Source organism: Nocardia wallacei (genome assembly GCF_014466955.1).
GTDB lineage: Bacteria > Actinomycetota > Actinomycetes > Mycobacteriales > Mycobacteriaceae > Nocardia > Nocardia wallacei.
Genome location: NZ_AP023396.1, coordinates 5,751,722 through 5,778,572, shown reverse-complemented (window position 1 = coordinate 5,778,572; position 26,851 = coordinate 5,751,722). Strand labels below are relative to the sequence as shown.

Genomic DNA, 26,851 nt, shown 5'->3' with positions numbered 1-26,851 from the left:
AACCAGCACCTCCGTCCCGCTTCTTCCCGGCGGGCGCGGACTCGGGCGTATAGCTCAGTGGTAGAGCACTGGTTTTACACACCAGCGGTCGGGGGTTCGAACCCCTCTGCGCCCACCAGCAAATTCGCTGGTCATTCCGTTTCACTTCTGCCCCATGCCGATGATTGTGGGGCAAACGTGGGGCACGGGTGCGTCAGCCAAGCACATTTCGGATGTTCTCCCACTGACTTTCGGCGAGGCTGGCGTAGCGCTGGGTGGTCCGGATCGAGGCGTGCCCCAAGAGCTTCTGGACCGCTTGCAGCGGTACCCCGGCGCGCACCAGGCGGCCGGCATAGGTGTGGCGGAGATCGTGCGGCCGGACCTTTCCAAGTCGGCGTCGGTCGTCGCCTTCGCCGACCCAGGCGACCCGTTGTGCCGCTTGGAATCGCTTGCCGAAGTTGTCCTGATCGAATGGCCGACCGTCGGTGTGGGCGAGCAGGAGGCCAGTCCGCACGGATCGACCGGTGGAGTATCGCACCGGCGCCGGTTCGCCGAGCCCGTCACGTTTGATGACCGCCGCGAGCGTCTGCGCGAGAGTGTCGCCGATCGGGATCGCCCGGCGCTCATGGTCCTTGGGCGCCTTAAGCCTCCGGGACTCCTTGTCCCAAGCCCATTCCACGGTGATGACTTTGCGTTTGAGGTCGACGTGCTCCTTATGCAGGCCCTGGGCCTCACCCATTCTCATGCCTGTTCCGACAAGGACATCGACCACGAGCTGATCGAATGGTTCGAGCGGATCCCGCAGGGCGGCGAACTCCTCGTCCTCGAGGTAGCGCTCAGGCGATGGGCCTGGTTTCGGAAGCTTGATGTCGACGCACGGGTTTCGCGGGATCAGCTCGGCTCGCTCTGCCGCCTTCAGGGAGCCGCTGAGGAGCCGGTAGCACTTGTCCACCGTGGTTGGCGCTAACGGCAGACTCGCTACCCACTCTTGAATGTCCGGCTGAGTGATCTCGGTGAGGAGCAGCGGGCCCCACTTGGGCTTGAGGTGCTTGTTGATTCGCCTGTTGTCGATCGACAGGGTGCCTTCTTCGACGGTCCGCTGAGCTGTCCACCGCGGCAGCCAGTCGGCCCAGGTGAGCGCCGGGACTGGCCGCGTGGGGTTCTCCCGCTCCGCGTCCTCCTTGGCCGTGGCCTTGCGTCGCGCGATCTCCTTGGTCGCGAAGATGCCGGCGCTGCGCTTGCGGCCCTCCCTGTCCCGATAGAGGCCGCGGTATCGGCCGCTCGGCAGCTTCTCGGCCCAACCCATCTTTACTGCTCCCTCCTGCGTCACCGTGTCCCCGCAGAGTCCCGATGCCTATGTTCGCAGTCTGAGTGTCGAGGTAGCGTCAGTCCGATGAGTGAACTTGTGAGCGACGCCCGGATACTCGCTGAGGCTCGTCTCGCTGAGGATCTACCGCGCCGGTGGCGGCACGTCAGCGGTGTCGCTCGACAGGGTACGCGAATCGCGCCAGCCCTTGGCGCCGAAGGCGAGACCTTGATTGCTGCCTGCTGGCTTCACGATATCGGGTACGCGCCGCCACTAGCGACCACGAAGTTTCATCCCCTGGACGGTGCGGTGTATCTGCGCTCTTTGGGATGGGATGACAGGATAGTTTTTCTCGTCGCGCGGCATTCTTGTGCTATTCGGGAAGCGCGAATGAGAGGCTTAGGCAAAGAGTTGTCTGTCTTCGCTGATGAGGACTCGCCCTTGCGTGATGCTCTCTGGTATTGCGACATGACCACTGGTCCTGATGGTGAGCTACTCACTATTGATCAGCGTATCGCAGAGATTCTGTCACGGTATGGGGCAGGGACTCTCGTCTATGAGTTTATCAATGAGGCACGAGCCGAGCTTTCCGCAGCGGTGCAGCGAACTGAATCGCGGATAGCAGGATTCGATCTAGCCGAGATAAGGCTGAGGTAGGTCGGCATATCCGTGATCGATACGGAGGCGCACGGACGGATGTATATCCATCTCATCCAAATCCGACTGGGCGACCCATCGGACGTTCGGTGATTCCGGGCTAGTGTGCATCTGACCGCCGATTGGATGCGCTCGGAAGCAGATCGAGAACTGTTGGCGGACTTCTCCGTCCGTATACGCCATCACGTGGTTCGGGTTGGAATAGATGCCCACTAAGCCGGTGATCTCGATGTCGATACCGGTCTCTTCTCGTGTCTCTCTGACTGCGGTTTCTTCGATGGTCTCCCCAAAATCTTGACCACCCCCAGGTATAGCCCATCGGCCATTGTCGCTGCGCTGAATCATCAACACTTGCCGATTCTCGTTGAGAACAAAAGCGGTTGCCGCGACGACAATGCTATTTGGTTGCGGTGCGTTGGGATCGTTGTAGTATTCCGTTCGAGCCATGCTTCACTTCCTCGCCGTCGATGTTTGGCTCTGTTCAAGCGGCTTAGCTTCGCTCCATACTGTCTCGAAGCTCTCTGCGTATACCTCGAACAGGCTGCCCTCAAACAATTGCCGCAGGTGCATTGCAGGGGCCTGCGGTGCCATCCGGCCGTATACATGCATGTTTACGATCATCTGATCATCGAAACGGAAAATTGAGTTGTACAGCGTGGTGCTGTGGAGTCGGAATTCTATACCAGGCTCGCCGAAGACCGGCTTGAAGAATGCGAGCACATTGCGAATTTTTGCGGCTATGGCTCCTTCTCCGATAGCTTCTTCCGCAGTTCGTTGAGCAACTTGGTCACAGTCCGGATCGCCCAGCATTATTCGTACCCGAGTGCCCTGCTTTGCTTTCTGCTTCAGCTTCTTCAAGAGTGAGGTGTCGTCCGTCAGGAACATGCCCGCGTAGACGAGGATATCCAACTGCTGTTCCGTCTGATCGAATAGATTCAGCCACAGGTCTCGGGGGAGTTCATGGCGATGTGGATAGACGGTGATTACTTCGGACGTCGAAACCTCAGCCGAGCGCTCCGCGCTGATTGCATCAGGCCAGAGGAACTGCTCCGACTCCTTGACGAGTGCGGCGATTTGGTAGCGATATTTCGGGTACGGAATCCTGCCATTCCTCACCCAGCGTTCGACGGTTTTCGCGCTTACGCCTAGCGATTCCGCAGCAGTTTCGGGGGTGAGTCCGCTGCGAAGCAGTGCGTCGCGCAATCGGTCGTTCGGCATGGTGGCCTCCCTGGGACGTCTAGGGACATCTTAGCCGTCTCGGAGACGTCCGCACAAGTCCCGCTGTGGGGTGATGTCGTACCTCCTGTCTGAGCGAATCTTCCTGTGTCCCAACACATCAAGACGCATTTAGTCACAGGAGGACACATGCCGAGGAAGGTGAAAGCCGCGTCGTCCGGCCAGCTGCCAGACGACCTGATCTCTCTGCGTGCCGCCGCTCAGCTGGCGGGTGGAGTTCACCCGAAAACGATCCGTCGATGGATCGATCGGGAGCTTCTGGAGGGATATCGACAAGGGCCGAGGCTGTTGTTTGTCAGCCGAAGCGCTGTGCGCGCGTTGGCGCAGCCGATCGGAGCCGAATACGTCATGGCGTCCGGGAAGCACGAAGGCGTGTCATGAGGGCTCGGTCGGTTTTTCTTGTCGGATTGGTCGCCGCAGCGGCGGTGTATTCGCAGCCGGGCGTGGTGGGTGCGCTGGTGTTCGGCGTGGTGCTGCCGGTGCTGGTGGTCGGGTTGATCGCGGTGCGGGTGTTCGGCCCAGGTGGTCATGCGTGGCGTCGGCGGGGGTGGCGGCGATGACGCTGTTTTCGCACGAGGACCCGCGTGTTTCCGGGTACGGCCGGTTCGCGCCGGGCGCTGGCTCGGCTGGTTGGAACGCTGCGCATGCGATGCATGGCCGGGAATTCTCCGGTGGCGGTGAGTTGGTCGGTGGGTTCTTGCGGGGTCTGACCGCGTTGCCGCCGGCCGTGGCCGGTGTGCTGTTCGTGGGTGCCTTGCTGGTCGGTATGGCGGGCTGCACGGCGGCGATGGTGACGCAGCCGGACTACGGGCCGTCGCCGAACATCTGCCGCCACGACCAGCTCGCCACGCGGGCGGAGTTGTCGGGTGACTGTGTCGCTCCGACCACACTGCCGGGGGTGGCGCGATGACCGCAACGGGCAAGAGCGGCGATGAGGTTGCGGCGTTGGAGGCCGAGTACCAGCGGCTCGATGCGGTCTGGGATGTCTTGCGCGACATGGGAGACGCTGCCCATGACATCAGCGAGGCGAAGGAATTCAGGAACGACCGGTTCGAGCGGGATCGCTACACCTACGCCCTGGAGGCCAGGCAGCAGGTCGGTTCGGAAAGCCGTGCGGCGTGGGATCGCCTGCTCGTAACCCGGTACGGCGAAGCACGCGCGGCCGAGATCCGGGCCGAGGCCAAGGCGGCCGTCGCGCAGCAGCTTGCCGAGGCACGGGAGCGGTGCGCGGCTCGTGATGGGCGGCGGTCGCGGTGAGCGCCTATTTGGATCCGGAGGGTCGGCGGTTCGGGTTGCCGACGTGGCCGTGGCGGATGGCGCCGCGGCATTTGCGGACGTGGCGGCAGTTGGACGCGGAGAACAAGCGCCCGACAGCGGAGTACGAGGCGCAGGTGCGCGGTCGTGGCTGGCGGAAGGCGTATCTCTACGACGCGCAGCAGACGCGGGAGAAGCGGGAACCGACTGCGGCGCAGTTGGATTCGTTGCGGATTGCGCGGTGGGTGCGGTCGGCGGCCGCGTGTGAGCGGCGCGGGATCGATGCCGCGGATATGCGGGAGTTGATCGAGCAGGCCCGCGCTGATCTGGCCGCTCGTCGCGCTCAGCAGCCGCGACGCGCGGAGCGGGGGCGGTCGCGATGAGTGGCGAGCGTTTGAGCTGCGGTTGCGGCGGCCCGGGTTATGCGCGGGGGATGTGCCGGCGCCATTACAAGCAGTACCGGAATCGGCAGATCGCCTATGGCCGGTGGGATCCGCAATCGCCCGCTGAGTCGGACGCGGCACGCGAGCACATTGGCCGGTTGCAGGCGGCGGGTTTGGGTTTCGCGCAGGTGGCCCGGCTGGCCGGTGTCGACCATGTCACGGTCGGCCGGGTGGCCCGTGACCCGCAGGCGCGGGTGACCGCGGAGGTGGAGGCGGCGATTCTCGCGGTGAAGGTGCCCGAGCGGGCCGCCGATGTGACACCCGAGAACGCGTTGGTTCCGATCCATGGTGCGCAGCGCCGGGTTCAGGCGTTGATCGCGTCGGGGTATCCGCGTGCGCATTTGGCGCGGCTGTTGGGGATGCGGTCGAACAGTGGCGCGATGGAGGCGCTGATCGGGAAGAACTACCGCGGTGGCCAAGCGGGGAAGTCGGTGCTGGCGGCGCGGGATCGGCAGGTCAAGGAGTTGTTCGACCGGTTGCAGTTCCTTCCCGGGCCGTCGGAGCGGGCTCGGGCGAAGGGCCGCCGCAGCGGCTGGGCTTTGCCGTTCGAGTGGGACGAAGCCGCACTGGACGACCCGCGAGGCAAGCCGGTGCGGGCCCGCTGGACGTCGCGATCGACGACCGACGAACGCCGCGACCAGGTCGCCGAACTCACCGAACGCGGGTTGTCCGCCCAAGAGATCGCCGAACGGCTGGGCACCACCGACCGCACCGTGCAGCGCGATCGCGCCTACACCCGCTCCGATCCGAAACAGCCGGTAGCACAGCAGTTTTCGCAGATCGAGGCCATGGGCGCGGTCGCGGTGCAGGCGCGCCGTGACATCGCTGCCCGCCGCGAGGCCGCACCGGTGCGGCCGAGTCGAAGGGAACGCACCCGATGAACCACAACATGAACAACCGGCCGGACCGGTATGCCGCGTTGGAGCGCCGGCATCGGGTACGGATCGTGGCTGGACTGCGCGATGCGGGCCTGTCCTACACCGCGATCCGCGAGCAGCTCGGGATCCCGTTGCGGAAGGTCGAGCAGATCCTCGGTGAGGCCGCCGCCTTGCGAGCGCAGGGGTTTAGCGCGGCGGAGGTGGCGGCGGAGATCGGGGTGCCGGCCGGGTCGATGGGCCGGGTGCTGCCGGGGCCGCGGTCGGATCAGGTGACCGAGCGGCAGGCGCAGGTGCTGGGCGGGTTGTCGCACATGCACGGCATGCAGATCGATGTGCTGGCGGAGTTCCTGAACGTCTACGAGTCCAGCGCGTACGCGATCGCGAAGCTGCTGGTCGACAACGGGCAGGTGTCGATGGCGAAGGTGCAGCGCGGCCGTGCCTGGGTGTGGCCGCGCCGCGATGTCGCCGCCCGCTATCTGGGGTGGCGGCCCAGTGAGTGGCAGCCGCCGCTGATGTTCGCCAACCACTACCGGGCGGTGGCGCAGGCCCGGATCATGCTGGTCGGCTCCGATCCGGAGCTGTGGGTGTCCGAGCGGGTGCTGCGCCACCAGGCCGGTGTCCGGCTGCGGAGCCAGGAGATGCGGCGCGGGAAGGCGGTGCTGGAGGTCAGCACCGGCCGCGAACCGCGACCCGGTCGCCCGCATGTGCATGACGGCTGGTTCCTCGGCGTCGTGGACGGCATCTACGGCTGGTGGGCCTTGGAGGTCGAGCTGACCGAGAAGGACCCCCGCCATCTCGACACCGCGATGCAGGGCGCGTTCCGCGCCGCGATCCACGCCGAGCCGCAGCGGATGACCGGCGTGCTCTACCTGTGCCGCACCACATCGGTGATGGCCGCGGTCGAGGCCGCGCGCCGCCGCATCCCGCCCGAACTCGACCTGCCCGAACTGCTGTTCGCGATCGGCGATTTCGACGAGCAGTGGCAGCAATTCCTCACCGAACGTCGCGCCGTGCGCGAGGCCAGGAAGGCAAATCGCCACGCCCGCACCGTCCTTCACATCTCCAAGGAAGCATCATGACCGATAACTGCCAGTGGCTGATCACCCCCGGCGACTGCCACACCACCCCCACTACTCCCACCACTCCCGACACCGCCCCGGCAGGGCCGGACGGCGCCGACGCGGGCATGGTGTTCGATCCGTTCGCCGTGCATCCCGAGGCGCCGCCCGGCACCCCGGAGCCGGTGCGTCAGGTGACCGATCCGGTCGTGGCGCACGTCGACGGCTGGCATCTGCCCGATATCTCTCAGGCCGCGCATGTGGCGGGGACGTCGCTGGTGTGCGGGCTGGTCGTGGTGGCGATGCTGGTCATGATCGTCGGTGTGGCGGCGGGGTGGCCGTTGTCGCCGCACCGGCTGCGAAACTTCGCGATCGGCGCGCTGATGCTGCCCGTCTTGTCGGCGGTCGCTGGGGGTTCGTGGTCGACCCCGCTGAGCTTGTTCTGGACGGGGGCGTGTGAGGTCGCGGCCGGTGATCTGGCCGGGCTGCGGTTGATGCTGACTCTCGGGGTGCCGGTGGCGGCGCTGGCGGGCACGTACTGCTGGGCGAAGTTCGTGTTGAAGACGAACACGGTCGGGTTGAAGTCGCTGGGTCGTACGGAGCGGGTGCAGGATGCGTTGGCGGTCAAGCAGTTCCGGGCCGCGGCGCGGGCGGCGAAGCTCGGCGCCCCGCACAGCGCCGGGTCCTCGATCGTGCTCGGCACGCTCGCGGATCGGGCGACGGCGCGGCCGGCGGGGTTGTGGCGGGAGCTGACCACGCGCCACGAGCAGTGGCTGGCGGTGCCGCACCGGGACGCGAAGCGGCATCAGCTGCTGTTCGGGACCACCGGCAGCGGCAAGACCGAGACGATCAAGAAGTACGGGATCGGCCTGTTCTGCTACGAGTACCTGGCGTGGCAGCGGTGGAAAGACGTGCCCGGCATGGCCGTCAAGCACCCGAAGCCGCAGCTGGTGCTGATTACCTGCAAGGGCGGTGAGGACGACCGCAATCTCGGGTTGGAGATGCTGGCCGCGATGCTCGCGCTCGGCATCCCCCGCGAGGAGATCGGGTTCGTCGTGCCCGGCGGCGACAAGCTCGACATCTGGTCCGGGATGCCCGCCCGGGATCTGCGCGCGATCGTGGAGGAGCTGCTCAGCGGCGGTGCGGAAGCCACCACGAGCGAGGGCGAGCATTTCGACGGGATGCGCGCCCGGATCGCGGCGCTGGTGGTGGACGCGCCGATCGGGCCGCCGCGCAGCTCGGCGGAGTTCCTCGAGCGGCTGCACCCCGACAAGCTCAAGGACATTTGGGGCAACGCACCCGATGTCGTGCGGCAGGTCGATGCGATGCAGGAGGAGAAGGTCCCGCAGATCGATGACGCGCTGATCAAGTGCAGCAATCTGTTCGACCAGCTCAAAGACCACGACGGACAGGTGGTGTTCGACGGCGGCAAGCGGATCGGTGAGCTGTCGATGCTGTTCATGACCGTGCCCGCCCTGGACAAGGACGCTGCCCGCGCCCAGGTCGGCGCCACGTTGCGGATGGTGATGCAGCACGCCGGCCGCACCGCCCGCGACGAGCGCCGCTCGGTGACGGTGTTCCTCGACGAAGCGTCAGCGCTGACCACGAAGAAGGGGTCGATCGGGCTGGAGGACATCACCGAACGCGGCCGCTCCCAGGGGGTCGCGCTGATCTTCTCCGGGCAGTCACCGGAGTCCATCGCGCCCGATCAGTGGTCGCTGAACCGGCTGTTGAAGGCGTGCGCGGGCGGGGTGCTGCTGGGTTACTGCGAGAACGTCGGTGAGCTGTGCAAGCACTTCGGGTCCGTGCGTTCCATGTTGCCGTCACGGCACCTGATCAAGGGCCAGCGCCACGGCGACGAGGGCCAGGTGTCGGTGGGGGAGAAGTGGCTGGTCGACCCCGACCGGGTCCGCCGCTTCGACACCGGCGAGTTTGTGTACGCGAAGGCCGGCCGCGCCTGGTTCGGCCACGTCGTCCCCCTCGACACCAGCAAGTTGTCGCCGCTGCCCGGTACCCCCGCCGCCGCGCAAGCCACCACCCGCACCCAGGTCGCCGGCGACGCCGCCGCGACCGCATAACCCACTCACCACTCGCCGAATCCGATTGGAGCACAACGTCATGCGCATCATCCGCAACGACGACCACGACGACAACAACGACCGCAACCAGCGACGCCAGCAGTCGCAGGACCCGAAGGTGCTCGGTGACATTCTCGCCGACGAGATCAGCGCCTACCTCGTTGCCGCCAGCGATGCTGCCGACCGCCACGCCGCCCAGCTCCCGCCGCCGGTCGAGCCCGCCGTCCCGGCGCCGATCAGGCCCGTCCCACACCGCGACAACCCCGATGCCGATGCCGGTGACGGCGACGGCGGTCAGGTGGCCGAGGTGGTGGTGGGTTTGCCGGAGTATCGGCGCAGCCTGGTCCCGGTCGTGCGCGGCACCGCGGCCGGTTCGGCTGTTGTGGTCGCGGTCGCGGTGACCGCCGGGTGGGGGCAGCCCGCGCCGGTGCTGATCCCGGTCGCCGGGTACGGCGTCGGCTGGCTGGCCTACCTGTGGTGGAACGCCGCGCTGCGCCCGCCGCTGCCGCATGTCCTCGCCGCCGCCGTGACCGGTGTCGGCCACCTGAGCGCCGCGTTCGCCCGCGTGCTGGCAGGGGCGGTGCAGTGGCTCGCCCGCCGCGCCGCCGCGACGCGGACCCGGCACGAGAACACCCGCGCCGCTGCCGCGGTCGAGGACGGCGAGTGCTGATGGCGCGGTTGATGTCGGTGTCGCTGACCGAGCCGCAGGTGACCGACCGCAGCAAGACCGTTACCCGCCGCCTCGGCTGGCGGGTGCTGCGGCCCGGGGACCGGGTGACGCTGTGCCGGAAAGTCATGGGCCGCAAGCCCGGCGAGCCGCTGGTGCGCCTGGCCGAGGTAGAGGTGACCAGCGTGCGCCGCGAGCGCCTGGACGCGATCACCGCCGCCGATGTGACCGCCGAAGGATTCCCGCACGCCAGCCGCGAGGAGTTCATCGCGTTCTTCTGCCGCACCCACCGCGGCTGTACCCCCACCACCGAGGTCACCCGCATCAGCTGGCGCTACCTCGAAACAACCCAGGAGTGAAACACCATGAGCAACAACGACTTCGACCCGATCCGGACCGCGCCGGCGGACCTGTACGACCGCTTGCACGGTGTCGATGACCGGTTGAACGAGCTGCGGCGGGAGGTGACCGAGATCCGCCGCGAGTACGGGCAGCTGCGGGCGCACCCGTCCGCGCTGGCGGTGGACAACCTCGGGGAACCGGTCGACCCCGTGGTCACGACCGATGCGGTGCTGCACGGGCTGGAGATGACCGCAAGCGAACTCGACTGCGCCCAGCAACAGCTGGCCGTCGCCCGCGCCCGGCACGCGACCCGGTTGAAGCTGACCGATCAGGCCGCCGCCGAGCTCGAAACCCGCCGCGGTCATCGGCGGATCGAACGCACCCGATAGCCCGAAATCCCAAATCTAGGAAAGGAATTCACGCAGATGTCGGATAACGAGATGGACCAGATGGGGCGGGAGGCTTCCCGTTTTGTGGTCTCGATGCGGCAGGCGCTGCTGCAGTTGGCGCAGGCGGTGTCGTGGCGGGAACGCCACCGGATCAAGCAGGACATCCGCCGCCAGTGGCGCGAGCAGCTGCGCGCGCAGGAGGAGATGCGGCGCATGGCGTTGCAGAGCACCGCGAAGATGCTCGACGGCTACCGCCGCTACGCCGCCGAGGTCAACGCCCGCGCCGCCGATCCACGCACCGACGCCGGGCAGCGGCAGCAGGACCGGACCGCGCTGGGCCGCCGCTACAGCGACATGGAGGACCGCATTCTGCGGTCGAACGCGCTCACTACGACCGAGCAGGGCATCGCTCTGGACGGGCTGGCCGCGGCCACACGCTTCCCCGAGTACGAGCTGGGCAACCTGTTCGGCCCGGCGCGGAAGGTGAAGGGCATCGATGCCCTGCGCTACCGCGCGCAGGTCGCCCGCGCCCAGGCCGCCGCCGGGATCGAACGCCAGCCCGCCTACCAGCGTCCCCCCGCCCCGCCGCAGGTGACCTGGACCCCGCCGCAGCACAGTCACGCGGCGCCGGGCCCGCGCCGCAACGGCCCGGACTCCGGAGACAGGGTCACCGCCGAGACCGCCACTCGCCCCGTGCAAACCACCACCGGTACGCCGTCACCGCCCGGCACGAACCAGCGACGGGCCGCGGACGCGCCGTTGACTGGCGAGCAGGCCGAGGCGGTGCAGGAGATCCGGCTGGCGCAGGCGCATTGGACTTGGTATTCCCCGCACGCGGATGCCGACGGCCGGGCGGAGCTGGACGCAGCCCGCCGTACCGCCGCGGCGCGGGCGAAGCAGGCGGGACTGACCGAGGAGGACATCACCCGCGAGTTCAACACCGCCGCAGCGAATTCCCGCATCGAGACCGCCGTCCGCACCGTCGACGGCCACCACCGGCTCGGGCTGCACCCGACCGAGGCCGACGCCGCCGCCTGGGCGGCGCGCACCGTGTCCGCGATGCCGTCCGGCCCGGATCACCCGATCCAGGTCACCGCCACCGAGCGGGGCAGCGAGGAGCCGCTGTTCACCGTCGAAGGCGCGAGCGGGTTCGTCACCGACGAGGTCACCGCCTGGCGCGAGCAGACCAACGGGCACCCCGCCCGCCAGCGCGCCGTCACCGCTGCGGCCGGTCGGGAACGGGACGACGGCGCCGCACCTATGCCGCCCGCTGCGGCGGGCGGGTCGCAGGCGGATCGGCTGGCGGAGCTGGAGCGGCAGATCGCGGAGTTGAGAGGTGTTGTCGCCGAACGCGATCAGCTGAAACGGCGCGCGGAGATCTTGCAGCGCGGCGTGGACGCGGTCACCGCCGACCGCGACGACCACAAGCGGAAGTGGGAGGCCGCCCAGGCACAGGTGGAGTCGCTGAAGAACACGAACCTGCGCCAGACCCGGGAACTGGAAGACCTGCGGCAGAACGGGTTACGCCTGGTCAAGGTGCAGATCGACCGCGACCGCTACAAGTCCGAACGCGACCGGTTCAAAACCGAACGCGACGAAGCGGTGCAGAAACTCGCCCGCCAAACCCCCGAACACGACCGGTACGGCAGCCCGGCACGGATCGCCGCCGACGAGGAGCTGGGCAACACCCAGCCGATGCCCCGCGACGCGGTCACCGAACACATCAACGGCAGCGGCAACGGGCACGGACGGCCGGGCCGCAACGGCATCGAAAGGAGCCGATAACCCATGGAACGCGAACACGAAGAAGCGATGCGCCGCGAGTTCGCCGAACGCGTCGAACTCAACCACTCCGCCTATCGGTCCGGGGTGACCGAGCAGCAGATGGACGCCCTCTACGACCACAGCCGCCAGTACAACCAGCGGTGGCTGAACGGCCCCCACGCCGAGCACTGGCAGTTCCTCGATGACGCCTACCACGACTGGCGCGACCGCCCCGACACCATGCGCCGGTTGACCGAAAACCTGCGCCACGGCCGCGCCACCGGTGACAACGGCGGATTCACCGACGTCCAGTACCGCAGCGTGGAGCAGGCCGGTCGGCTCGTGGAGACCGAGCGGACCCGCAGCAGGGCCGAGAGAGGCCGATAGTCATGCATCGCGAGCACGAGGAAGCCATGCGCGCGGATTTCGCCGCTGTGATCGGCCTCCGCCGGACCGCCGAGACGCCGGGTGTCACCGGCGAGGATCGGCACCGTGACCGGGATGCGGAGCTGGAGATCAGCAAGCGGTGGCTGTTCGGTCCGCACGGCCACCAGTGGGCCTACCTCAAGACCGCGTACGCCGATTGGCGGCAGCATCCCGCGGTCATGACCGAGTTCCTCGACCGCGTCGAGGACCAGCGCGCCCACGGCCATGACGCCGGGCTGTCGGATGCCGAGCACCGCAGCCAGTACCAGGCCCGCCAGCTCACCGGCCGAGAGCGTGCCCGGTCACCGATCCCGAGAACCCGGTGACGGCCATGCGCGACCACAACGAGCAGGGCCGTTCCTACGAGATCGTCACCGACGCGCTGACCCGCCGCGTCGGCCCGCCCCCGTATCCGCGCAACCCCGAGCAGTGGACGAACTACCTGTGCCCGGTACACGAGGGCGACGGCGGCCACCACAACCCGAGTCTCGGCGTGCGCTACGACGCCCGGCAGGGCAAGACCATCGTGCGCTGCTGGGCGCGCTGCGACGACGAAGACGTGCTGCAGCAGATCGGTTTGCGGGTGCGCGACCTGTGGGACCGGCTCCCCGAACGCGACGACCGCCGCCGCACCTGGCAGCCATCGAAGCGGCACGCACCGGCACAGCCGGTGCAGCAGCGGTCGCGGAAGTCACTGGTGGACAAGGCGATCGACTACGCCCGACTCCCGCCGCCCGCGCGGCGGGAGCTGGGGGAGCAGACCGGGCCGGCCGAGACCGTTGATACCGCGCTGTATCGGTGGCCCGACGGCCGGGTGGAGGGCGCGGTCACCCGCATGCAGACCCCGCACCAGCACGGCTACGCGAAAGGGTTCTGGCAGGCCCGATGGACCGGGACCGACTGGGAACACACCGGATTCGCGCCCATCCCGTACCGGCTCCCCGAACTCATCGACGCCGTCCAACGCGGCCGAGAGATCTACGTCTGCGAGGGCGAGAAGGACGTCGACCGCGCTATAGCAGCGGGGCAGGTCGCGACCTGCAACGCCATGGGTGCCGGGAAATGGACCCACGACCACGCGAAATGGCTGCACGGCGCGGGCCGGGTGATCATCGTCGCCGACCGCGACCCCGTCGGGTACCGGCACGCCGCAAAAGTCGCCGAAACCCTGCACGGCCACGTCGGAGAGATCCGGGTCCTGCAAGCCGCCGCTGGCAAAGACCTCACGGACCACCTCGACAGCGGCCACCGCATCGAGGACCTGGCCCCGCTGCCGTACCTGGACCGGCACTTCCGTCAACCACCCGAACGAGACCACGGCCCGCCGCGGCAGCGATTCACCGCCCGCACCCGGTGACGGATACCGGCCAGACCACAAGAAGAAGGGACCCCGATGACCATCTCCAACGGCCAGCACCCCGCCGCCGCGCAGGGAGCAGCCGACGAGCCGGTGTCGCTCGCGACAGCCCCCGTCGCATCGGTCGAGGCAAACCCACAGCGCCTTACTGACGAAACGACAATCGCCGCGGCACCGGTCACCAAGACTGCCGACGGAATGGCGGCCGACGCGATGCATGGCGACACGGCTGTCGCGCCGTCGCCGCACCGTCGAAAATCCCGTCGCGCGAGCGACACCGGCGACGCACCGCGTGGTGGCCGGTTCGTGGCGTGGGCAGGGTTCGTGTTCGGCTCTGTGTTCTCGATCGTGATGAACTGGCTGCACACGTGGCTTCCCGCCGATCACATGCCGCCGGGCTGGGCACCGGGTGTCGCACCGCAAGTCGGGTCGGCGGTGTGGCCGGTGTGCCTGCTGCTGTCGGTCGAAGTGCTGTCCCGGGTGCGGTGGCGCCCCGGGCTGGCATGGCTGCTGGCCCGCTACGCCGGCGTCGGCACCGTCGCCGCAGGATCCGCGGTCATCTCCTACGGCCACGTCCACGACGTCCTCGACAGCTGGGGATACGGACAGGTCGGGGCCGGAGTCGGTCCCCTGGTACTGGACGGGCTCATGGTCGCCTGCGGCTTCGCCCTGCTCTCCGAAAGTGGCGAACACCACCCGGCGACCACCACCGTGAACGACGCACCGCCGCAGCACCGCGAGAGCATGCCCACCCTCGCAGTGGACACGTCATGCGACAGCGGCGGACCAGGATTCGACAGCGCGCCACTGCCGCAACGGTCATCGCGACAGGACACGACAGCAATCGACAACGGCAGCGACGCCGACCGCGACAACCGTATTCGCGAGATGTACCGACGGGTGTCGTCGACCCGAGAAGTCGGCAAGGCGTTCGGGCTGCACCACTCCACCGTCGCGCGGATCGTCGCCGAGGGCGCCACCGCCCCCGACAGCAGCGACGCCGGACGCAGCTTGCATGTCGTCACCGCGACAGCGAACAAGGAGACAACTGCATGAGCACCGGGATCGAATGGACCGAGACGACCTGGAACCCGGTCACTGGCTGCGACCGCGTCAGCACCGGCTGCGATCACTGCTACGCGATGGCGATGGCGAAACGGCTCAAAGCGATGGGCGCACCCAAATACCAGGCCGACGGCGACCCGCGCACCTCCGGACCCGGGTTCGGCGTCACGATTCACCCTGCGGCCCTGGACATTCCGAGCCGGTGGCGGGCGCCGCGGCTGGTGTTCGTCAACAGCATGTCCGACCTGTTCCACGCCCACGTGCCGGAGGTGTTCACCCGCGATGTATTCGACGTGATCCGCGAGACCCCGCAGCACACCTACCAGGTGCTCACGAAACGGTCGCTGCGGGCGCGCCGACTGGCGGAGCGGATGGAGTGGCCGGCGAACCTGTGGATGGGTGTCTCGGTGGAGAACCAGAATGCTGTGACCAGGGTCGAGCATTTGGTGAGAATCCCGGCCGCGGTGCGGTTCCTGTCGTGCGAGCCGCTGCTGGGACCGCTCGACCTGGTCGGCCACCTGTACTCGGACGAGTGCCCCGGTCGTTGTGGTTGCCGCCGCCCGGACGACGCGGACCGCAGCGAATGCGGCTGCAGGGGACCGTGTTCGAACTGGGCACCGGCGCCAGCGATCGGATGGGTGATCGTAGGCGGCGAATCTGGTCCGGGTGCCCGCCCGATGCGGCCGGAATGGGTGCGTGACCTGCGTGACGACTGCGCCGACGCCGGTATCCCGTTCTTCTTCAAGCAGTGGGGAGGCCGGACTCCGAAACAGAACGGGCGCGTGTTCGATGACCGCATCCACGACGAGATGCCGCCGCTCCGAACCCGCTAAACCACGACCACGTAGGCCCGTCCGGCAGCTGCCGGACGGGCCTATTGCTGTGTCCAGCAACGATTTCCGATGCGGAACCAATGCGGAATCGTTTCGGAATGAATGCGGAATGGATCGGAATGGTTTTCCGATCAGATTCCGATCGGCTAAGCCTGTGACGTGGGTGTTTGGCGCTGGTTTCCCCCTCGCCCGGCCGACACTCTCTGTGGCTTCGCTGTTCACAGAGAGTGTCGGCCGGGCGAGGGGGAAACCACCACCAAACAGTTGGGAAGGAAAGGAATCAGAAGAGGGAGAACCACAAAGTAGAGACCACAAGAGAGGGACCACAAAGGAGGGGTTGGGTGCGTACGTCGCGTTGGTAGAGCTGGGCGCGTTGGCATATCGGCGCATCCTGCGGATGCGTGTTCGCGCGTCAGGACGCGCTCAGTGCCGTGGTCAAGACGTGGCGCGGTCGCGCAGTTTTCGAGCATCGACCACAAAGGGAGGTGACGGGCTGGGCGCGGATAGTTTAGATTCGTACGCATCAGGAATCGGCTCGCCGGGCATGTAGACCGGGAGATGGGGAAAGGACCACAAAGGAGAGATCGGCCCACGCTGAATTGATGCGTATGACTCAAATCAAATTGATTCTTACGCCTCAAATTCCGGCTGATTCGTAACCATCAAATCTGTTGTTGAGCAGGCTATTCCGGTAGAATTGACGCGTAATCATCAATACATTCTGGGAGGGTGCGATGACTGCCATCGCTGGCTCTTTGGTTGCCGCAATCGAATCGGTGTGGGCGAATCTGCGTGCGCGATACCCGGATATCCCGGACGTGGTCGTGACAATGGCCGCGGGGTCGGTCGGCCGGCGCGGGCTCAAGCTCGGTCACTTCGGGCCGGACCGGTGGAAGCACGGTCAGCAGGTGCTGCCGGAGTTATTCGTCGGCGGTGAAGGTCTCGCATTCGGGGCCCGGGACGTGCTCGGCACACTGCTGCACGAAGCCGCGCACGGCATCGCTCAGACGCGCGGCGTCACCGACACCAGCCGGGCCGGCGCCTACCACAACAAGAAATTCCGCGACATCGCACAGGAACTCGGGCTGACCGTGACCCGCGACAATCAGCGCGGCTGGTCGGGCACCGTCGTGCCGGACGCGACCGCGGCGCGGCACGAACGCGAGATCGCGGCACTGGCGGCGGCGATCGTCGCGCACCGCCGATCCGAGCACCAGCCCGCCGGCGGGAACGGTGACGACGGCGACGGCGGCGACGAGAACGGAGAGAAGGCCGCTCGCAACGGCCGCGCGCTGGTCTGCATGTGCTCACCGGTCCGGCGCGTCCGCGCCCACAAGAAGACCATCGACGCCGGGCCGATCCTGTGCGGCGTCTGCCAGGAACCGTTCACCGCGCCCGACGACGAGCAGGACCGTGGTTCCGAGAACGGGCGAGGTTGACGCATACGCATCAAGGACATTGGAGTAGTACTCGATTCGAAAGCGGGTCGTTTGTTGACTAAAAACGGGTAAACTGTTGATTGGAAGTGGTGGCGGCCGGACACCTCGACCACTTCCTTCCACCCACGAAATCGGAAGGGACACAGCGATGCTGGAGTTGATGGACTGGTTCTGCGGAGCGGGAGGCAGCTCGCAGGGCGCGCACGCCGTGCCGGGCGTGCGGGTGAGCCGCGCGGCGAACCACTGGGACCGCGCGATCGAAACGCACGCGTCGAACTTCCCGGACACCGACCACTACCTGGGCGACATCCGCGAAGCGAAGGACAAGGTCGCGCGCTGGCCCGTGGCCGATCTGTTCTGGGCGAGCCCGGAATGCCCGCAATGGTCCTCAGCGCGCGGCAAGACCCGCGACTACGACCGGACGATGCAGGGCGACCTGTTCGACACCCCACGCGACGAGGCGGCCGACCGCAGCCGGGCGCTGATGGAAGAGGTGCCGATGTATCTGCGGGGAGTGATCGAGCGTGGCGGCAAGGTCCGCGCCGGGGTGGTCGAGAACGTCGTCGAGGTCCGTGCGTGGGATCAGTGGGACCGCTGGCTGGGCGAGATCCGCGCCTTGGGGTACCGGACGCGGGTGATCGCGATGAACTCGATGCACGCCCAGCCGACCCGCACGCCGGTGGCGCCGCAGTCCCGCGACCGGCTGTATGTGGCGTATTGGGATACCGGGCTTGGGCGTGAGCCGGATTGGTCGAAGTGGTTGCGGCCGTTGGCGTATTGCACGACGTGCGAGGAGTGGGTGGCCGCGCTCCAGGTGTTCAAGAACCAGGGCAGCGATATGGGCCGGTACCGCCAGCAGTACCACTACCGCTGCCCGCGCGTGCGCTGCCGCAACGCGGTGGTGGAGCCACCGACGATGCCCGCCGCCGCCGCGATCGACTGGAGTGAGCCGGGGGAGCGGATCGGGGACAAGCCGATCAAGACGTTCCGGGACAAGAAGACCAAGGAGGTCATCGGTGTCGGCCCGCTGGCGCCGAAGACGATGGAGCGGATCAAGGCTGGGCTGCGCCGGTACGCGTCGATGCCGATGGTCGTACCGACCGGCGGCACCTGGCGCGAGGCCCCGGTGCCGGTGACGCTGCCGTTTGCGGCGCGCACCACGCGGGAGAACGACGGGGTGATGATTCCGCCGCTGCTGGTGCCGGTGGAGGGCCGCGACGGCAAGCAGGCCCGCCCGGCCACGTGGCCGCAGCGGGTGCAGACGACACGGGCGGAGACCGCGCTGGCGTTCCTGCCGTTCGTCGCCGAACTACGCGGCGGCGGCAGCGACGCCCGCGCGGTGACCGAAGCCCTCGCCACGGTGACCGCCAGCGGCAACCATCACGGCCTGGTGGTGCCTCCCGGTGGTGTGCCGCCGCAGCTGCGGGACGCGTTGTTGGTCCCGTACTACGGCACCGGTGCCGCGCGGCCGGTGGACCGCCCGATGGGGACGCAGTCCACCCGAGACCGGTACGCGCTCGTCGACGCGATCAGCGAAACGACGATCGACGATGTCCGGTTCCGCATGCTCAAGCCCCGCGAGATCGGCGACGCGATGGCCTTCACGACCGGATACACCGTGCTCGGCAACAACCGCGAGCAGGTCCGCCAGTACGGCAACGCCGTCACGCCACCGGTCGCGGAGATCCTGATATCGGCGTTGGTCGAAGCGATCACCGGCGAGGACATCGACCGCTGGAGCCGGTAACCAGCAAGGGGATGGGCGGCCGGTAACCCGCGACCGGACAGGTCGCGGTCGGACATACCGGCCGCCCGGCGCCCACCCACGAAGGAGGGCACCGCCAGCGTAACGCCGGCCGCGGGCCCGTACACGGGAAGGAGAACCGGGGTGATCGAGACGGCCGGCTCCCGCCACCGAATCGGCTACGCAGGCAACCACAATAGGAGGATGAGTCGACGGCTGGTCACGCTCGCCGAATGGGCTGCGGAACGCAATCTCAGCCTGCAAACCGTGCAGAACCATTGGGCCACACGCCCGGACTTCCCCGCCGCCGAGCAGGAGCGTGCGCGGACCGGCAGCGGCCCGCGTGCCCGCGAGTACGACAGTGCTGCGGTCGATGCGTGGCTGGCCCGCTGGCAGGACGAGCGTCGGCCGGCGGCCTACGAGATGCCCATCGACCCCGACGAGTATCGGACGCTCGGCGCGATAGCACGGTTGTTGGGTGTCGACGGGAAGACCGTCACTCAGTACCGGGCCTTCCTTGATGAGCACGCCTCTTATCAGGACAGCAGCACGGGGAAGCGGCGCGCGTACCGCACCCGCGATGTGGTCGATGTACTCAACAACCGGCAAGGGCATGGCAGGGCTCGCGATCGCGATGCCGATCGTCGGCGGCGGTGCGGCACGCCGGATCAATCGCCGAGGTGAGGTTCTCGTCCACCGTGGAGCGGATCGCCCGGGGGCCGTTGCTTCACCGGCAGAACATCGGCGACACGCCCGTGGTGGAGAAGAATTTTGAGAAACAGATGAGTGATTGCGTTCGGTGACGAATCAACGGGAGACCGCTCGTTATCCATGTTTCGAACAATCATAGTTGTGATAGATCGAATCCGGATTTTTCGACACGAATCATGAATTTTCTACCCCTATAGTTTATTCTGGCCGCCTTGAGGATTTTGTAGGCGTGCGGGCTGATGCCTCTGGATTTAATTAGAACTGCGAAGAACTGCTGAGAATCTTCGCCGCACTGGTTAAGAATATTTGCACCATTTTGAACTTGCTCAATAATCGACCGGACGTCCTGGACTCTACTTTTCAGTTCTACGGTAATGTAGGCGCGATCCCTCGACTCGCGCGATACCAGAAAATCGCACAATTTGCCAGTGGTGTCATGATTCTTCTGTATTAATGTACCAGAGGCTATCTGCCAATCAATATCTTCACCTGAGCGGTCTACCGTAGGGGTCTTGGCATCGGTGCCAGAATCCTGCACCTTATTTACCATGCAACAATCGCACCAAGGGAAGGATTCTCCGCCTTTACTCCTCCGCTTTTTTTGCCGCGTTGGTTTGCAGTTGGACTTGCCTCCCATACTGGGCCTCCGCGACTTCGGTGAACGACATTTGAGATATGCCGTCAAGTGGATCTACCGGCAATTTTTCCAGCCGTGTACCGTCATCAGGAATGCGGTTGGCCCAATATGCCACCACTCTACCGTTCGAGATACCAGAACTCCTCGTGGAGCCTTCTTCGGATATCTTTATGTTAAGCTCTGAGACGAAGTAGTCGCTGTGGGTCGTTAACATAACCTTCAAACCTTTTTGGGAAGCCTCATAAAGCACCCCTGCAAGCTGTGCCTGGGCCCGAGGGTGCAAATGGCTCTCGGGTTCCTCCACAATTAGCAGCTCACCGCTAGAAACATGAGATTTGAGTAGAAGTACGAGGGTGGCTAGCTCGGATACCATAGAACTCGTGCGGTGTAACGGGTAGTCACCGGTTCTGTCCGAGTATTGAATCTCGGGATACTCTGATGTGGAGCCCAAGCGTTCTACTCGCCCGCCGAGTACCGTTTGCTCTAGCTTTCGAGCCAGTTGAGTAAACGCGCGGTCACTCCTCCTTTCTCCCAAGAGAATTTCCGCGACAAAATCTGCCACAACACCGGAAAGGCTTGGCAAGGCAATTTGATCAGAGATACCAATGAATGGACTTTGCTGAACCATTGTTGCAGCAACTAGGCGATGGGACTGTAGGAGTCCGGCACGGGCAGCCGGAAGGAAGTGGGCAGCAGGAGGGATATCAGCGAAGACATAGTCCAAAATTTTGGCCGATATAAACGACGACAGTGGAATTTTGCTTGTAGAAACGCGCTCCGCCAGATAGCTGATATAATCGTCATTGTCGATGTCGGACAATGTGATCTCGGATTGCACTTCTGCTTCGACGAATACGTCTTTCCTTCGAACTCGAAGTGTAACAGCCCACTGTGGATTTTCGCTCGTCACGATGATTCGCATGGGAAGTCTCTTGCCTTGGACATTCCTTGTCGGCAGGTCTTCGACGGAGCAACCAAATCCTGCGGCAATTTCATGTGCTAAGGCAGCGCCAAACTCCTGCAAAATCGATCGATAAATCAAACCCGCAGCATCTACAATGCGGTTTGCGAACTCATCGTAGTCAAGCTCCGGTGCAGATTCTAGAATTCTGTTGGCTTCCCTACGAAATTCTCGTCCCTGACTACGAATAGCTCTCGAAGCTCGGATGCTTCGTTGAGAACCTGCGACCGGACCTCTGCGTCGACCCCTTGACGCGGATTTTACTGCTGCATAAAGCACTGTCGCAATAGTAGATTTCCCCGAACCGTTATAACCCATGACAACAACGAGGTCTCGCAGGTCCACGGTGGCCTCTCGGACCGTACCGGTATTAACCAATCGTAAACGCACGTTTCGTCCTTCGTCGTGACAGCTCAGAGCTAAGTCCGAACGGCTACTATACATGCTTTTCTCTTCCAGTCTAACTCTGAAAGCAAAGAAAAATCTTTGTAGTCCACGACGGTCGTTGGCTTCGAAGCCCGTGCTAGGCGGTAGATTAGCTGCTGGCCCTACGGCACTCGTGGTACTCCTGCGGGGACTCTTAGGCGTCCTGGTACGCGGAGGTCGCCCTGGATCTGCCAACGCGGAACTACGCTCAGCCACCGAGTTCTCGGCAGCCCTGTCGGGCAGTGAATGGCGGAGGAGTCTCGTTCTGGCACGAAGCAAGGCAGGCCCGGCCCGGCGAATGCCGGATCTGAACTGCGTAGATGTTGGTGCGCGATACTGGGCTTGAGCCAACGACGCTGGCGTAGTGAACAAGATCGCTAAGACTGCCGTTCAACAGCTCTAGATTTTACGACTTTGCTCGCCTGTGAGCAGTATATACGCAGGTCAGGGCAGTGTTCTGAGGCAATGGACTCATAATCCGTCGGTGGTGGGCTTCCGCAGCACCTCCAATCGCCCTCGGGCTATCTGGTCTTGGAAGCACATGGGGCACCGAGGGCTTTGTGTGGGGCAAAACATGGGGCAGACACGTGTCCATTGATGGGATTCAATGTTCTTTCGTGTCCACGTCCTGTGTTCAGAAACCGCCTTGTAGTGCACGTTCGGTTCGCGCCAAAGACGCAGGAAGCAAAGCTATTCAGATGTTGACGGACATACTGGTTTTACACACCAGCGGTCGGGGGTTCGAACCCCTCTGCGCCCACTCGTCACCCGCCCCGGGCAGGGCTTCCTGGGTAGACATTTCGGTCAGCGCATGGTCGGAGTTGGAGAACGCCAGAATCCGCAGGCTGGCACGCCAACTCGGCTATCGCCTGTGGCTGGCCTGGACCGTCCGTGCTTCCGCTTGTCGACCAGGTGCGTGACGCTGACGTCGACGCCGTGATCGTACCGTCGCCGACCCATCTCGATACGATCCAGCTGCACGCGCTGATGTGCATCGTTGATGTCGAAACTGCCTGCCCCCGTATGAGTTTCGCCCGCTGGACGATACTTCCCTGTCAGATGGGCAGGTATGAACCTCGGGGCGCTTTGGTTGGTGATCGCGGCGCTGCTTGTGGTCACTGGGGGAGTGGTGTACCCGCTGCTTCGCGCTGAACGCGAGTACGAGCGGCACGACAGCGAGGCGTCGACACAAGTTCTATGGGCCGTGGGGTGGACACACGAGGTGCCGGAGTACCCGGTGACGGTCGCGGCAGCCCACCGGATCATGCAGCAGCACCTGGCGTATAACCGCGAGGACTGTCCACGGAAGCGCGTCACCTATCAGGTCCTCGTGAAGGCCCGGCATATCAAGCCGGACTCCGGGCGCATCCCGTAGGGCAACCAATGGCCGAAGATTCGAAACCGACTGCCGTACCGGTCATTTCACTCATGGCGCGTAGCGCGTTGAGCGTACGGCGGCGGGAGTCCCTGGTCCGCCATGGTCGGTCCGGGCGGCGATGCCGGTTTTGAGATCGTCGCGGGTGAACTGGTCGAGTTCCGTGCGGACATGTGCATCGCCGAGTTGCCCGCCGCGGTCGCACCGTACGACACCGCCGCCGTTCCGAGCATCGAGCACTTGCGCGGCCACGAGACAGCTGTGACGGCGAACCACACCCTGATGGTTGCCATGCGATAGTTGTCGTGGTCCGGGCCGCAGTATGATCGGTCTCACCTCCATACCGGCTGTATCATCAGTCCCTGATTCCAGGGCCTGGGGCTACGGCTGTCGGTGAGGAGGGGGAGCACGTGCAGGTTGATCCGGACGCACTGCGTACATGGTCGAAATGGCTGGACGGGTTATCAGGGGAGATCGAGAGCCTGGCCGACGGTGTCACCATGGGCGCGGACGGCTCGTTTCCCGGCACCACCGTGGAGGGCGCTCTGACGGAGGTGTGCGACGCGATCAAGGGCGCGTTGGTCAGTTTCGCATCGCGACCGGCGGAGATGTCGGAGATCGCCCGCGGTGCCGGTGACAAGTACGAGATTCAGGACCAGGACTTCGCAGGTCGTCTGCAAGCGATGCGGGGCCTGCAATGACCGGTCCGCTGCGAGTACCTGACGTCGAGGGCTGGAAGCCGGACACTCTCGGTACAGGTGCAACTGCATTGGGCACGCTGGTGACCAAGCTCGACGAGAAGCTGCGGTCGATGTTGATCGAGCAGGACGATCTGGCCGAGTCGTGGAAGGGTGCCGGCGCCGACGCGGCGGCCCGTCGGGTGGTGAATGAGAAGACGGCCGGTAGCCACATCTCCGGCAAGATCAGCACCATCAAGGACGCGTTGTCCGTGAGCCAGACCGAGCTGCAGGATGCGAAAAACTTCGTAATCAACAAGCGCAACGGGTACGTCGGCGCGGGATTCGAAGTCGGCGACACCGGCATCGTGACCGCGCGGGAGAAGGTGCGGCAACTCGAACAAGCGGGCGGTGACCGCGGTGATGTCCAGGCTGCCGTGCTCGCGGTGACGACCGAGGCCGGACGGCACACTCTTGACATGCTGGGCGCGCTGCGGCACGCCGCCGGCGTCGCTGATGGCGTGCGGGCGAAGCTGGCTACCGCCAAGTCCGAACTCAACACTCTGGTTGTCCAGGAAGCTCCGTCGAAGACCCTGCGCGCCTTGAATCCCGGTCAGGGCCTCATTGCGCCCCCCGGATTCACACCGACCGGTGCGATCCAAGCCTTGGAGGAAGGCCGCCCGGTCGAAGTCACCACTGCCGACGGCAAGACGATTACATTGAAGCCGCCCGAGAACGGCGGCCCGCCGAATTTCATCGAATCGATCACCGACCCCGACGGGACAGTGCACACGACTACCCGGAACCCGGACGGGACGATCACCGCGTCGGTCGCCACGCCCCGGTCGGATGGCTCCGGTGTCATCGACACCGTGGTGACGCATCCGGACGGGTCCACCACGAAGCTGGAACAGGTCCCGAAGTCGCCCGGTGTGACCGAGACTTACACTGTGGGTCCCAATGGCCGCAGCCTGGTGTCGACTTCGACCCAGCTGCCCGACAGCCGCGGCGTCATCACCGAGGCAAAGAACGGTGATCAGGTAAACCGTTCGTGGACCGCACCGAACGGCGCGACGGTGACCTACTCGAACGTGATCGGCGCCGATGGCCAGGAACAACTTGTCGGCGTGTCCAACAGTGCCGGATACAAGGGATTCATCGGCCCGGACGGTTCGGTGAATATGCAATTCGGCGAAGGGAAATGGGGTCACCTGACCCAACAGCCCGACGGCTCGACTCTGGTCAATTTTTCCGATGGTTCGGTCCTGCAAACCAAGCCTCCGGAACCGGGAAAACCGGCCGCTGGCCCCTGGGACATGGTGCGATCTTGGTCTGAAGCAGTAGCGGGGAACAACCCCGTGTCCTCCACCATCGACGGAACCGGCAAACATCCGTTCGCGACCGCGGGTGACGCGGCAGCGAGCGGCACCGCCGAGGGAGCAGTCCAGGGCGGCAAATCCCTTGCCCACGAGGCAGGGCTGTTGGCCCAACAATCGCGAAACCTCGGGGGCATGGCCCTGCAGAACCCTGGTAGCGGACACGCCGGACAGCAGGCAGCCCACGCCATGGAACTGGGTGACGACGCCGCCCGGCTCGGGTCGCAGACCGACATGCTGTCGAGGGCGGGCAAAGTCGGTGGCCCGCTGGCCTCGATCGGCTTCTCCGCGTACCAGTCCTACGACGACTGGCAACACGGCAAGGACGGCTGGGAAGCAGTCGGCTCTGGTGCCGGATCGGCTCTCGGGAGTATTGGCCTGGGTGCGGCTACAGGTGCAGCCGGAGGGGCGTGGCTCGGACCGCCTGGCGCCATCGGCGGCGCGATCATCGGCGGTTTCGTAGGTAGTGGTGTCGGCGGATGGGCAGGAGAGAACATCGTGAAGGCAGTGAAGTGATGACAATGCCCCCAGGCGAGTCCCGCATCGATCAGTCATCGCCACTTCCGTGGCCAGACGGTTTCGGACCGGAAAGTCGCCGCCGGGTCATAGTTTTCGCAACGCTCCCTATCCTCATCCTGTTCACGCTGATCGCTCTGGTGATGACGCTCGCCGCGATCGTGAGCGGTAACGGACAACAGGCACTCTTCGGCATCGCCGCCACGTTGTTTCTGGTGGCCACCGCCCTGATTCCCGTCCGCATCGTTCGCACACGCCGAACCTCCGCCGCACTGACGGGACAATCCAGGACCGGCGATACCGGTCTCATCGTGCCGGCATGGCGCTGGTTTCCGCTGATCACCACGGCGTGGTTGGTCGCGGGACTAGTGTTCGCGATCCCTCAGGTCGTGATCCGCCTGTTCGAGGACTATTCGACATCGGGACAGGCCGTTCGCGGCTATCTGGGCGCATTGGCGTTGCTGTTGGCCTCCGCACTGTTCGTCTGGCTGCTCGCCAGGACGCTCACTGCGGCCAAGAACGGTAAACGAATCATACTGACCCCGTCCGGAATCGAACTCGGCGACGGCCACATGCGGCAGATCGTCGAATGGAAGAATGTCATCGAGGTGGCTGCCGTGCCGCAACCTCGATTCGCAACGATCAGACTGCCCGCACGACCGAACTCGATAACCATCGACAAGCCGGATCGGTGGGCGCGGAAACGCAAGAGCGCAGGGGTGCTCGAGATCTACACCCTGGAGTTCGATATCGACTCGGCGCTCGTCTACCACCTGATCCACTTCTACTGGCAACACCCGGAAGCCCGGGATGAACTGACGTCGGATGCCGTGATTGAGCGAATGCGGCGAGGTGACCTGACTGGTTGACCACGAAACCGCCCCAGGCTGAATGGAATTCAGATCGTGCAACTTCATGTCCGCCGTCGTGCGTGGAGAGGCGCGAGATCGTGGTTCCCGTAGTGAGGGTGGCCGGAGCGGGCCCGCTGCCGCGACGGATCCAGCCAAAGTCGTGCTCCAGTACTCGCGCTGTTGGACCGCCGTTCGTGGGCGATGGTGGAGATTAAGTTGCGCCGTAGGGGCGTCTCGGCGACTCGGGCTGAGCTCAGTCCGTACTTCGATAAAGGACTTCATAGTCCATCCATGTCGTCAGCCGCCGACATATGCGTTTGCGATGTACCAGGACGCCGCCCCGATGCCAGCGCCGATCAACGCTCCGATTACCGCGCCGGGGACTGCTCCGAGGACGAAGAAGGGT

At 65.4% G+C, this 26,851-nt stretch carries 31 protein-coding genes and 1 tRNA gene; 27 read left to right on the top strand and 5 right to left on the bottom strand.

Annotated features, from left to right (window positions below):
- The first annotated feature begins 43 nt into the window (after positions 1-43).
- Positions 44-118 (top strand) — tRNA-Val (locus NWFMUON74_RS25520).
- Positions 119-193: 75 nt separating this feature from the next.
- Here NWFMUON74_RS25520 and NWFMUON74_RS25515 read toward each other — a convergent pair.
- On the bottom strand, positions 194-1,285 hold the full coding sequence (locus NWFMUON74_RS25515) for a tyrosine-type recombinase/integrase (protein ID WP_187684319.1): 1,092 nt from the start codon (positions 1,283-1,285) through the stop codon (positions 194-196).
- An 87-nt stretch (positions 1,286-1,372) separates the two neighbouring features.
- Here NWFMUON74_RS25515 and NWFMUON74_RS25510 point away from each other — a divergent pair, with 87 nt between their 5' ends.
- Positions 1,373-1,942 carry an HD domain-containing protein gene (locus tag NWFMUON74_RS25510; RefSeq protein WP_187684318.1) on the top strand — a complete coding sequence of 190 codons (570 nt, stop codon included), beginning with the start codon at positions 1,373-1,375 and terminating at the stop codon, positions 1,940-1,942.
- On the opposite strand, the gene NWFMUON74_RS25505 is transcribed toward NWFMUON74_RS25510, so the two are convergent.
- Both NWFMUON74_RS25505 and NWFMUON74_RS25500 read right to left on the bottom strand, forming a co-directional pair.
- Positions 1,919-2,389 (bottom strand): NUDIX hydrolase, encoded by a 471-nt coding sequence (locus NWFMUON74_RS25505; protein WP_187684317.1) that lies wholly within the window; start codon positions 2,387-2,389, stop codon positions 1,919-1,921. The genes NWFMUON74_RS25510 and NWFMUON74_RS25505 overlap by 24 nt on opposite strands.
- A 3-nt stretch (positions 2,390-2,392) precedes the next feature.
- Positions 2,393-3,160, bottom strand: a complete 768-nt coding sequence (locus NWFMUON74_RS25500; RefSeq protein ID WP_187684316.1) for a helix-turn-helix domain-containing protein — start codon at positions 3,158-3,160, stop codon at positions 2,393-2,395.
- Positions 3,161-3,307: 147 nt separating this feature from the next.
- Here NWFMUON74_RS25500 and NWFMUON74_RS25495 point away from each other — a divergent pair, with 147 nt between their 5' ends.
- From NWFMUON74_RS25495 to NWFMUON74_RS25400, 20 genes are all read left to right on the top strand, one after another.
- The gene (locus NWFMUON74_RS25495; RefSeq protein WP_232110595.1) at positions 3,308-3,559 is read left to right on the top strand and encodes a MerR family transcriptional regulator; all 252 of its coding nucleotides are present in this window, start codon (positions 3,308-3,310) and stop codon (positions 3,557-3,559) included.
- On the top strand, positions 3,556-3,738 hold the full coding sequence (locus NWFMUON74_RS25490; protein WP_187684315.1) for a hypothetical protein: 183 nt from the start codon (positions 3,556-3,558) through the stop codon (positions 3,736-3,738). Before NWFMUON74_RS25495 ends, NWFMUON74_RS25490 begins: the two co-directional genes overlap by 4 nt.
- Positions 3,739-3,875: 137 nt before the next feature.
- A complete protein-coding gene (locus NWFMUON74_RS25485) occupies positions 3,876-4,088 on the top strand; it encodes a hypothetical protein (RefSeq protein WP_187684314.1) in 213 nt (70 codons plus the stop codon).
- Positions 4,085-4,435, top strand: a complete 351-nt coding sequence (locus NWFMUON74_RS25480; protein ID WP_187684313.1) for a hypothetical protein — start codon at positions 4,085-4,087, stop codon at positions 4,433-4,435. Before NWFMUON74_RS25485 ends, NWFMUON74_RS25480 begins: the two co-directional genes overlap by 4 nt.
- Entirely contained in the window at positions 4,432-4,815 is a 384-nt protein-coding gene (locus tag NWFMUON74_RS25475) for a hypothetical protein (protein WP_187684312.1), read from the top strand. Before NWFMUON74_RS25480 ends, NWFMUON74_RS25475 begins: the two co-directional genes overlap by 4 nt.
- Positions 4,816-4,973: 158 nt before the next feature.
- Positions 4,974-5,756, top strand: coding sequence for a hypothetical protein (locus tag NWFMUON74_RS25470; RefSeq protein ID WP_187684311.1), 783 nt, complete (start codon positions 4,974-4,976; stop codon positions 5,754-5,756).
- Positions 5,753-6,832 carry a hypothetical protein gene (locus tag NWFMUON74_RS36630; RefSeq protein WP_187684310.1) on the top strand — a complete coding sequence of 360 codons (1,080 nt, stop codon included), beginning with the start codon at positions 5,753-5,755 and terminating at the stop codon, positions 6,830-6,832. The genes NWFMUON74_RS25470 and NWFMUON74_RS36630 overlap by 4 nt, the downstream gene beginning before the upstream one ends.
- On the top strand, positions 6,829-8,889 hold the full coding sequence (locus NWFMUON74_RS25460; RefSeq protein WP_187684309.1) for an ATP-binding protein: 2,061 nt from the start codon (positions 6,829-6,831) through the stop codon (positions 8,887-8,889). The genes NWFMUON74_RS36630 and NWFMUON74_RS25460 overlap by 4 nt, the downstream gene beginning before the upstream one ends.
- Positions 8,890-8,929: 40 nt before the next feature.
- Positions 8,930-9,559, top strand: a complete 630-nt coding sequence (locus NWFMUON74_RS25455) for a hypothetical protein (RefSeq protein WP_187684308.1) — start codon at positions 8,930-8,932, stop codon at positions 9,557-9,559.
- Complete coding sequence (locus NWFMUON74_RS36325) at positions 9,559-9,915, top strand: ASCH domain-containing protein (protein WP_232110594.1); 357 nt, start codon at positions 9,559-9,561, stop codon at positions 9,913-9,915. Before NWFMUON74_RS25455 ends, NWFMUON74_RS36325 begins: the two co-directional genes overlap by 1 nt.
- Before the next feature lie 6 nt (positions 9,916-9,921).
- Positions 9,922-10,287 (top strand): hypothetical protein, encoded by a 366-nt coding sequence (locus tag NWFMUON74_RS25445; protein WP_187684307.1) that lies wholly within the window; start codon positions 9,922-9,924, stop codon positions 10,285-10,287.
- A 36-nt stretch (positions 10,288-10,323) separates the two neighbouring features.
- On the top strand, positions 10,324-12,072 hold the full coding sequence (locus NWFMUON74_RS25440) for a hypothetical protein (RefSeq protein WP_187684306.1): 1,749 nt from the start codon (positions 10,324-10,326) through the stop codon (positions 12,070-12,072).
- 3 nt (positions 12,073-12,075) lie between these two features.
- Positions 12,076-12,438 carry a hypothetical protein gene (locus NWFMUON74_RS25435; protein ID WP_187684305.1) on the top strand — a complete coding sequence of 121 codons (363 nt, stop codon included), beginning with the start codon at positions 12,076-12,078 and terminating at the stop codon, positions 12,436-12,438.
- A gap of 2 nt (positions 12,439-12,440) precedes the next feature.
- A complete protein-coding gene (locus tag NWFMUON74_RS25430) occupies positions 12,441-12,803 on the top strand; it encodes a hypothetical protein (protein WP_187684304.1) in 363 nt (120 codons plus the stop codon).
- Positions 12,804-12,808: 5 nt separating this feature from the next.
- Positions 12,809-13,834 (top strand): toprim domain-containing protein, encoded by a 1,026-nt coding sequence (locus NWFMUON74_RS25425; RefSeq protein ID WP_187684303.1) that lies wholly within the window; start codon positions 12,809-12,811, stop codon positions 13,832-13,834.
- A gap of 36 nt (positions 13,835-13,870) precedes the next feature.
- A complete protein-coding gene (locus NWFMUON74_RS25420; RefSeq protein WP_187684302.1) occupies positions 13,871-14,890 on the top strand; it encodes a helix-turn-helix domain-containing protein in 1,020 nt (339 codons plus the stop codon).
- Entirely contained in the window at positions 14,887-15,732 is an 846-nt protein-coding gene (locus NWFMUON74_RS25415) for a DUF5131 family protein (protein WP_187684301.1), read from the top strand. The genes NWFMUON74_RS25420 and NWFMUON74_RS25415 overlap by 4 nt, the downstream gene beginning before the upstream one ends.
- 734 nt (positions 15,733-16,466) lie before the next feature.
- Entirely contained in the window at positions 16,467-17,171 is a 705-nt protein-coding gene (locus NWFMUON74_RS25410; protein WP_187684300.1) for a hypothetical protein, read from the top strand.
- 148 nt (positions 17,172-17,319) lie between these two features.
- Positions 17,320-18,918, top strand: coding sequence for a DNA cytosine methyltransferase (locus NWFMUON74_RS25405; protein ID WP_187684299.1), 1,599 nt, complete (start codon positions 17,320-17,322; stop codon positions 18,916-18,918).
- 141 nt (positions 18,919-19,059) lie between these two features.
- Positions 19,060-19,599 (top strand): hypothetical protein, encoded by a 540-nt coding sequence (locus NWFMUON74_RS25400; RefSeq protein WP_187684298.1) that lies wholly within the window; start codon positions 19,060-19,062, stop codon positions 19,597-19,599.
- 160 nt (positions 19,600-19,759) lie between these two features.
- Here the strand turns inward: NWFMUON74_RS25400 and NWFMUON74_RS25395 are convergent, their stop codons facing one another.
- Positions 19,760-20,176 carry a hypothetical protein gene (locus NWFMUON74_RS25395; protein WP_187684297.1) on the bottom strand — a complete coding sequence of 139 codons (417 nt, stop codon included), beginning with the start codon at positions 20,174-20,176 and terminating at the stop codon, positions 19,760-19,762.
- A gap of 34 nt (positions 20,177-20,210) precedes the next feature.
- On the bottom strand, positions 20,211-21,614 hold the full coding sequence (locus NWFMUON74_RS25390; protein WP_187684296.1) for an AAA family ATPase: 1,404 nt from the start codon (positions 21,612-21,614) through the stop codon (positions 20,211-20,213).
- Positions 21,615-22,719: 1,105 nt separating this feature from the next.
- Between NWFMUON74_RS25390 and NWFMUON74_RS25385 the strand changes: the two genes are divergently transcribed.
- The 5 genes from NWFMUON74_RS25385 to NWFMUON74_RS25365 all read left to right on the top strand — a co-directional run bounded on the left by NWFMUON74_RS25385 (position 22,720) and on the right by NWFMUON74_RS25365 (position 26,463).
- Positions 22,720-23,025, top strand: coding sequence for a hypothetical protein (locus tag NWFMUON74_RS25385; RefSeq protein ID WP_187684295.1), 306 nt, complete (start codon positions 22,720-22,722; stop codon positions 23,023-23,025).
- 102 nt (positions 23,026-23,127) lie between these two features.
- Positions 23,128-23,325: a hypothetical protein gene (locus NWFMUON74_RS25380; RefSeq protein WP_187684294.1), complete on the top strand. Its 198-nt coding sequence runs from the start codon at positions 23,128-23,130 to the stop codon at positions 23,323-23,325.
- 110 nt (positions 23,326-23,435) lie between these two features.
- Positions 23,436-23,726 carry a hypothetical protein gene (locus NWFMUON74_RS25375; protein ID WP_187684293.1) on the top strand — a complete coding sequence of 97 codons (291 nt, stop codon included), beginning with the start codon at positions 23,436-23,438 and terminating at the stop codon, positions 23,724-23,726.
- Positions 23,727-23,794: 68 nt separating this feature from the next.
- The gene (locus tag NWFMUON74_RS25370) at positions 23,795-25,594 is read left to right on the top strand and encodes a hypothetical protein (protein ID WP_187684292.1); all 1,800 of its coding nucleotides are present in this window, start codon (positions 23,795-23,797) and stop codon (positions 25,592-25,594) included.
- Complete coding sequence (locus tag NWFMUON74_RS25365; protein WP_187684291.1) at positions 25,558-26,463, top strand: hypothetical protein; 906 nt, start codon at positions 25,558-25,560, stop codon at positions 26,461-26,463. The genes NWFMUON74_RS25370 and NWFMUON74_RS25365 overlap by 37 nt, the downstream gene beginning before the upstream one ends.
- Positions 26,464-26,851: the final 388 nt, after the last annotated feature.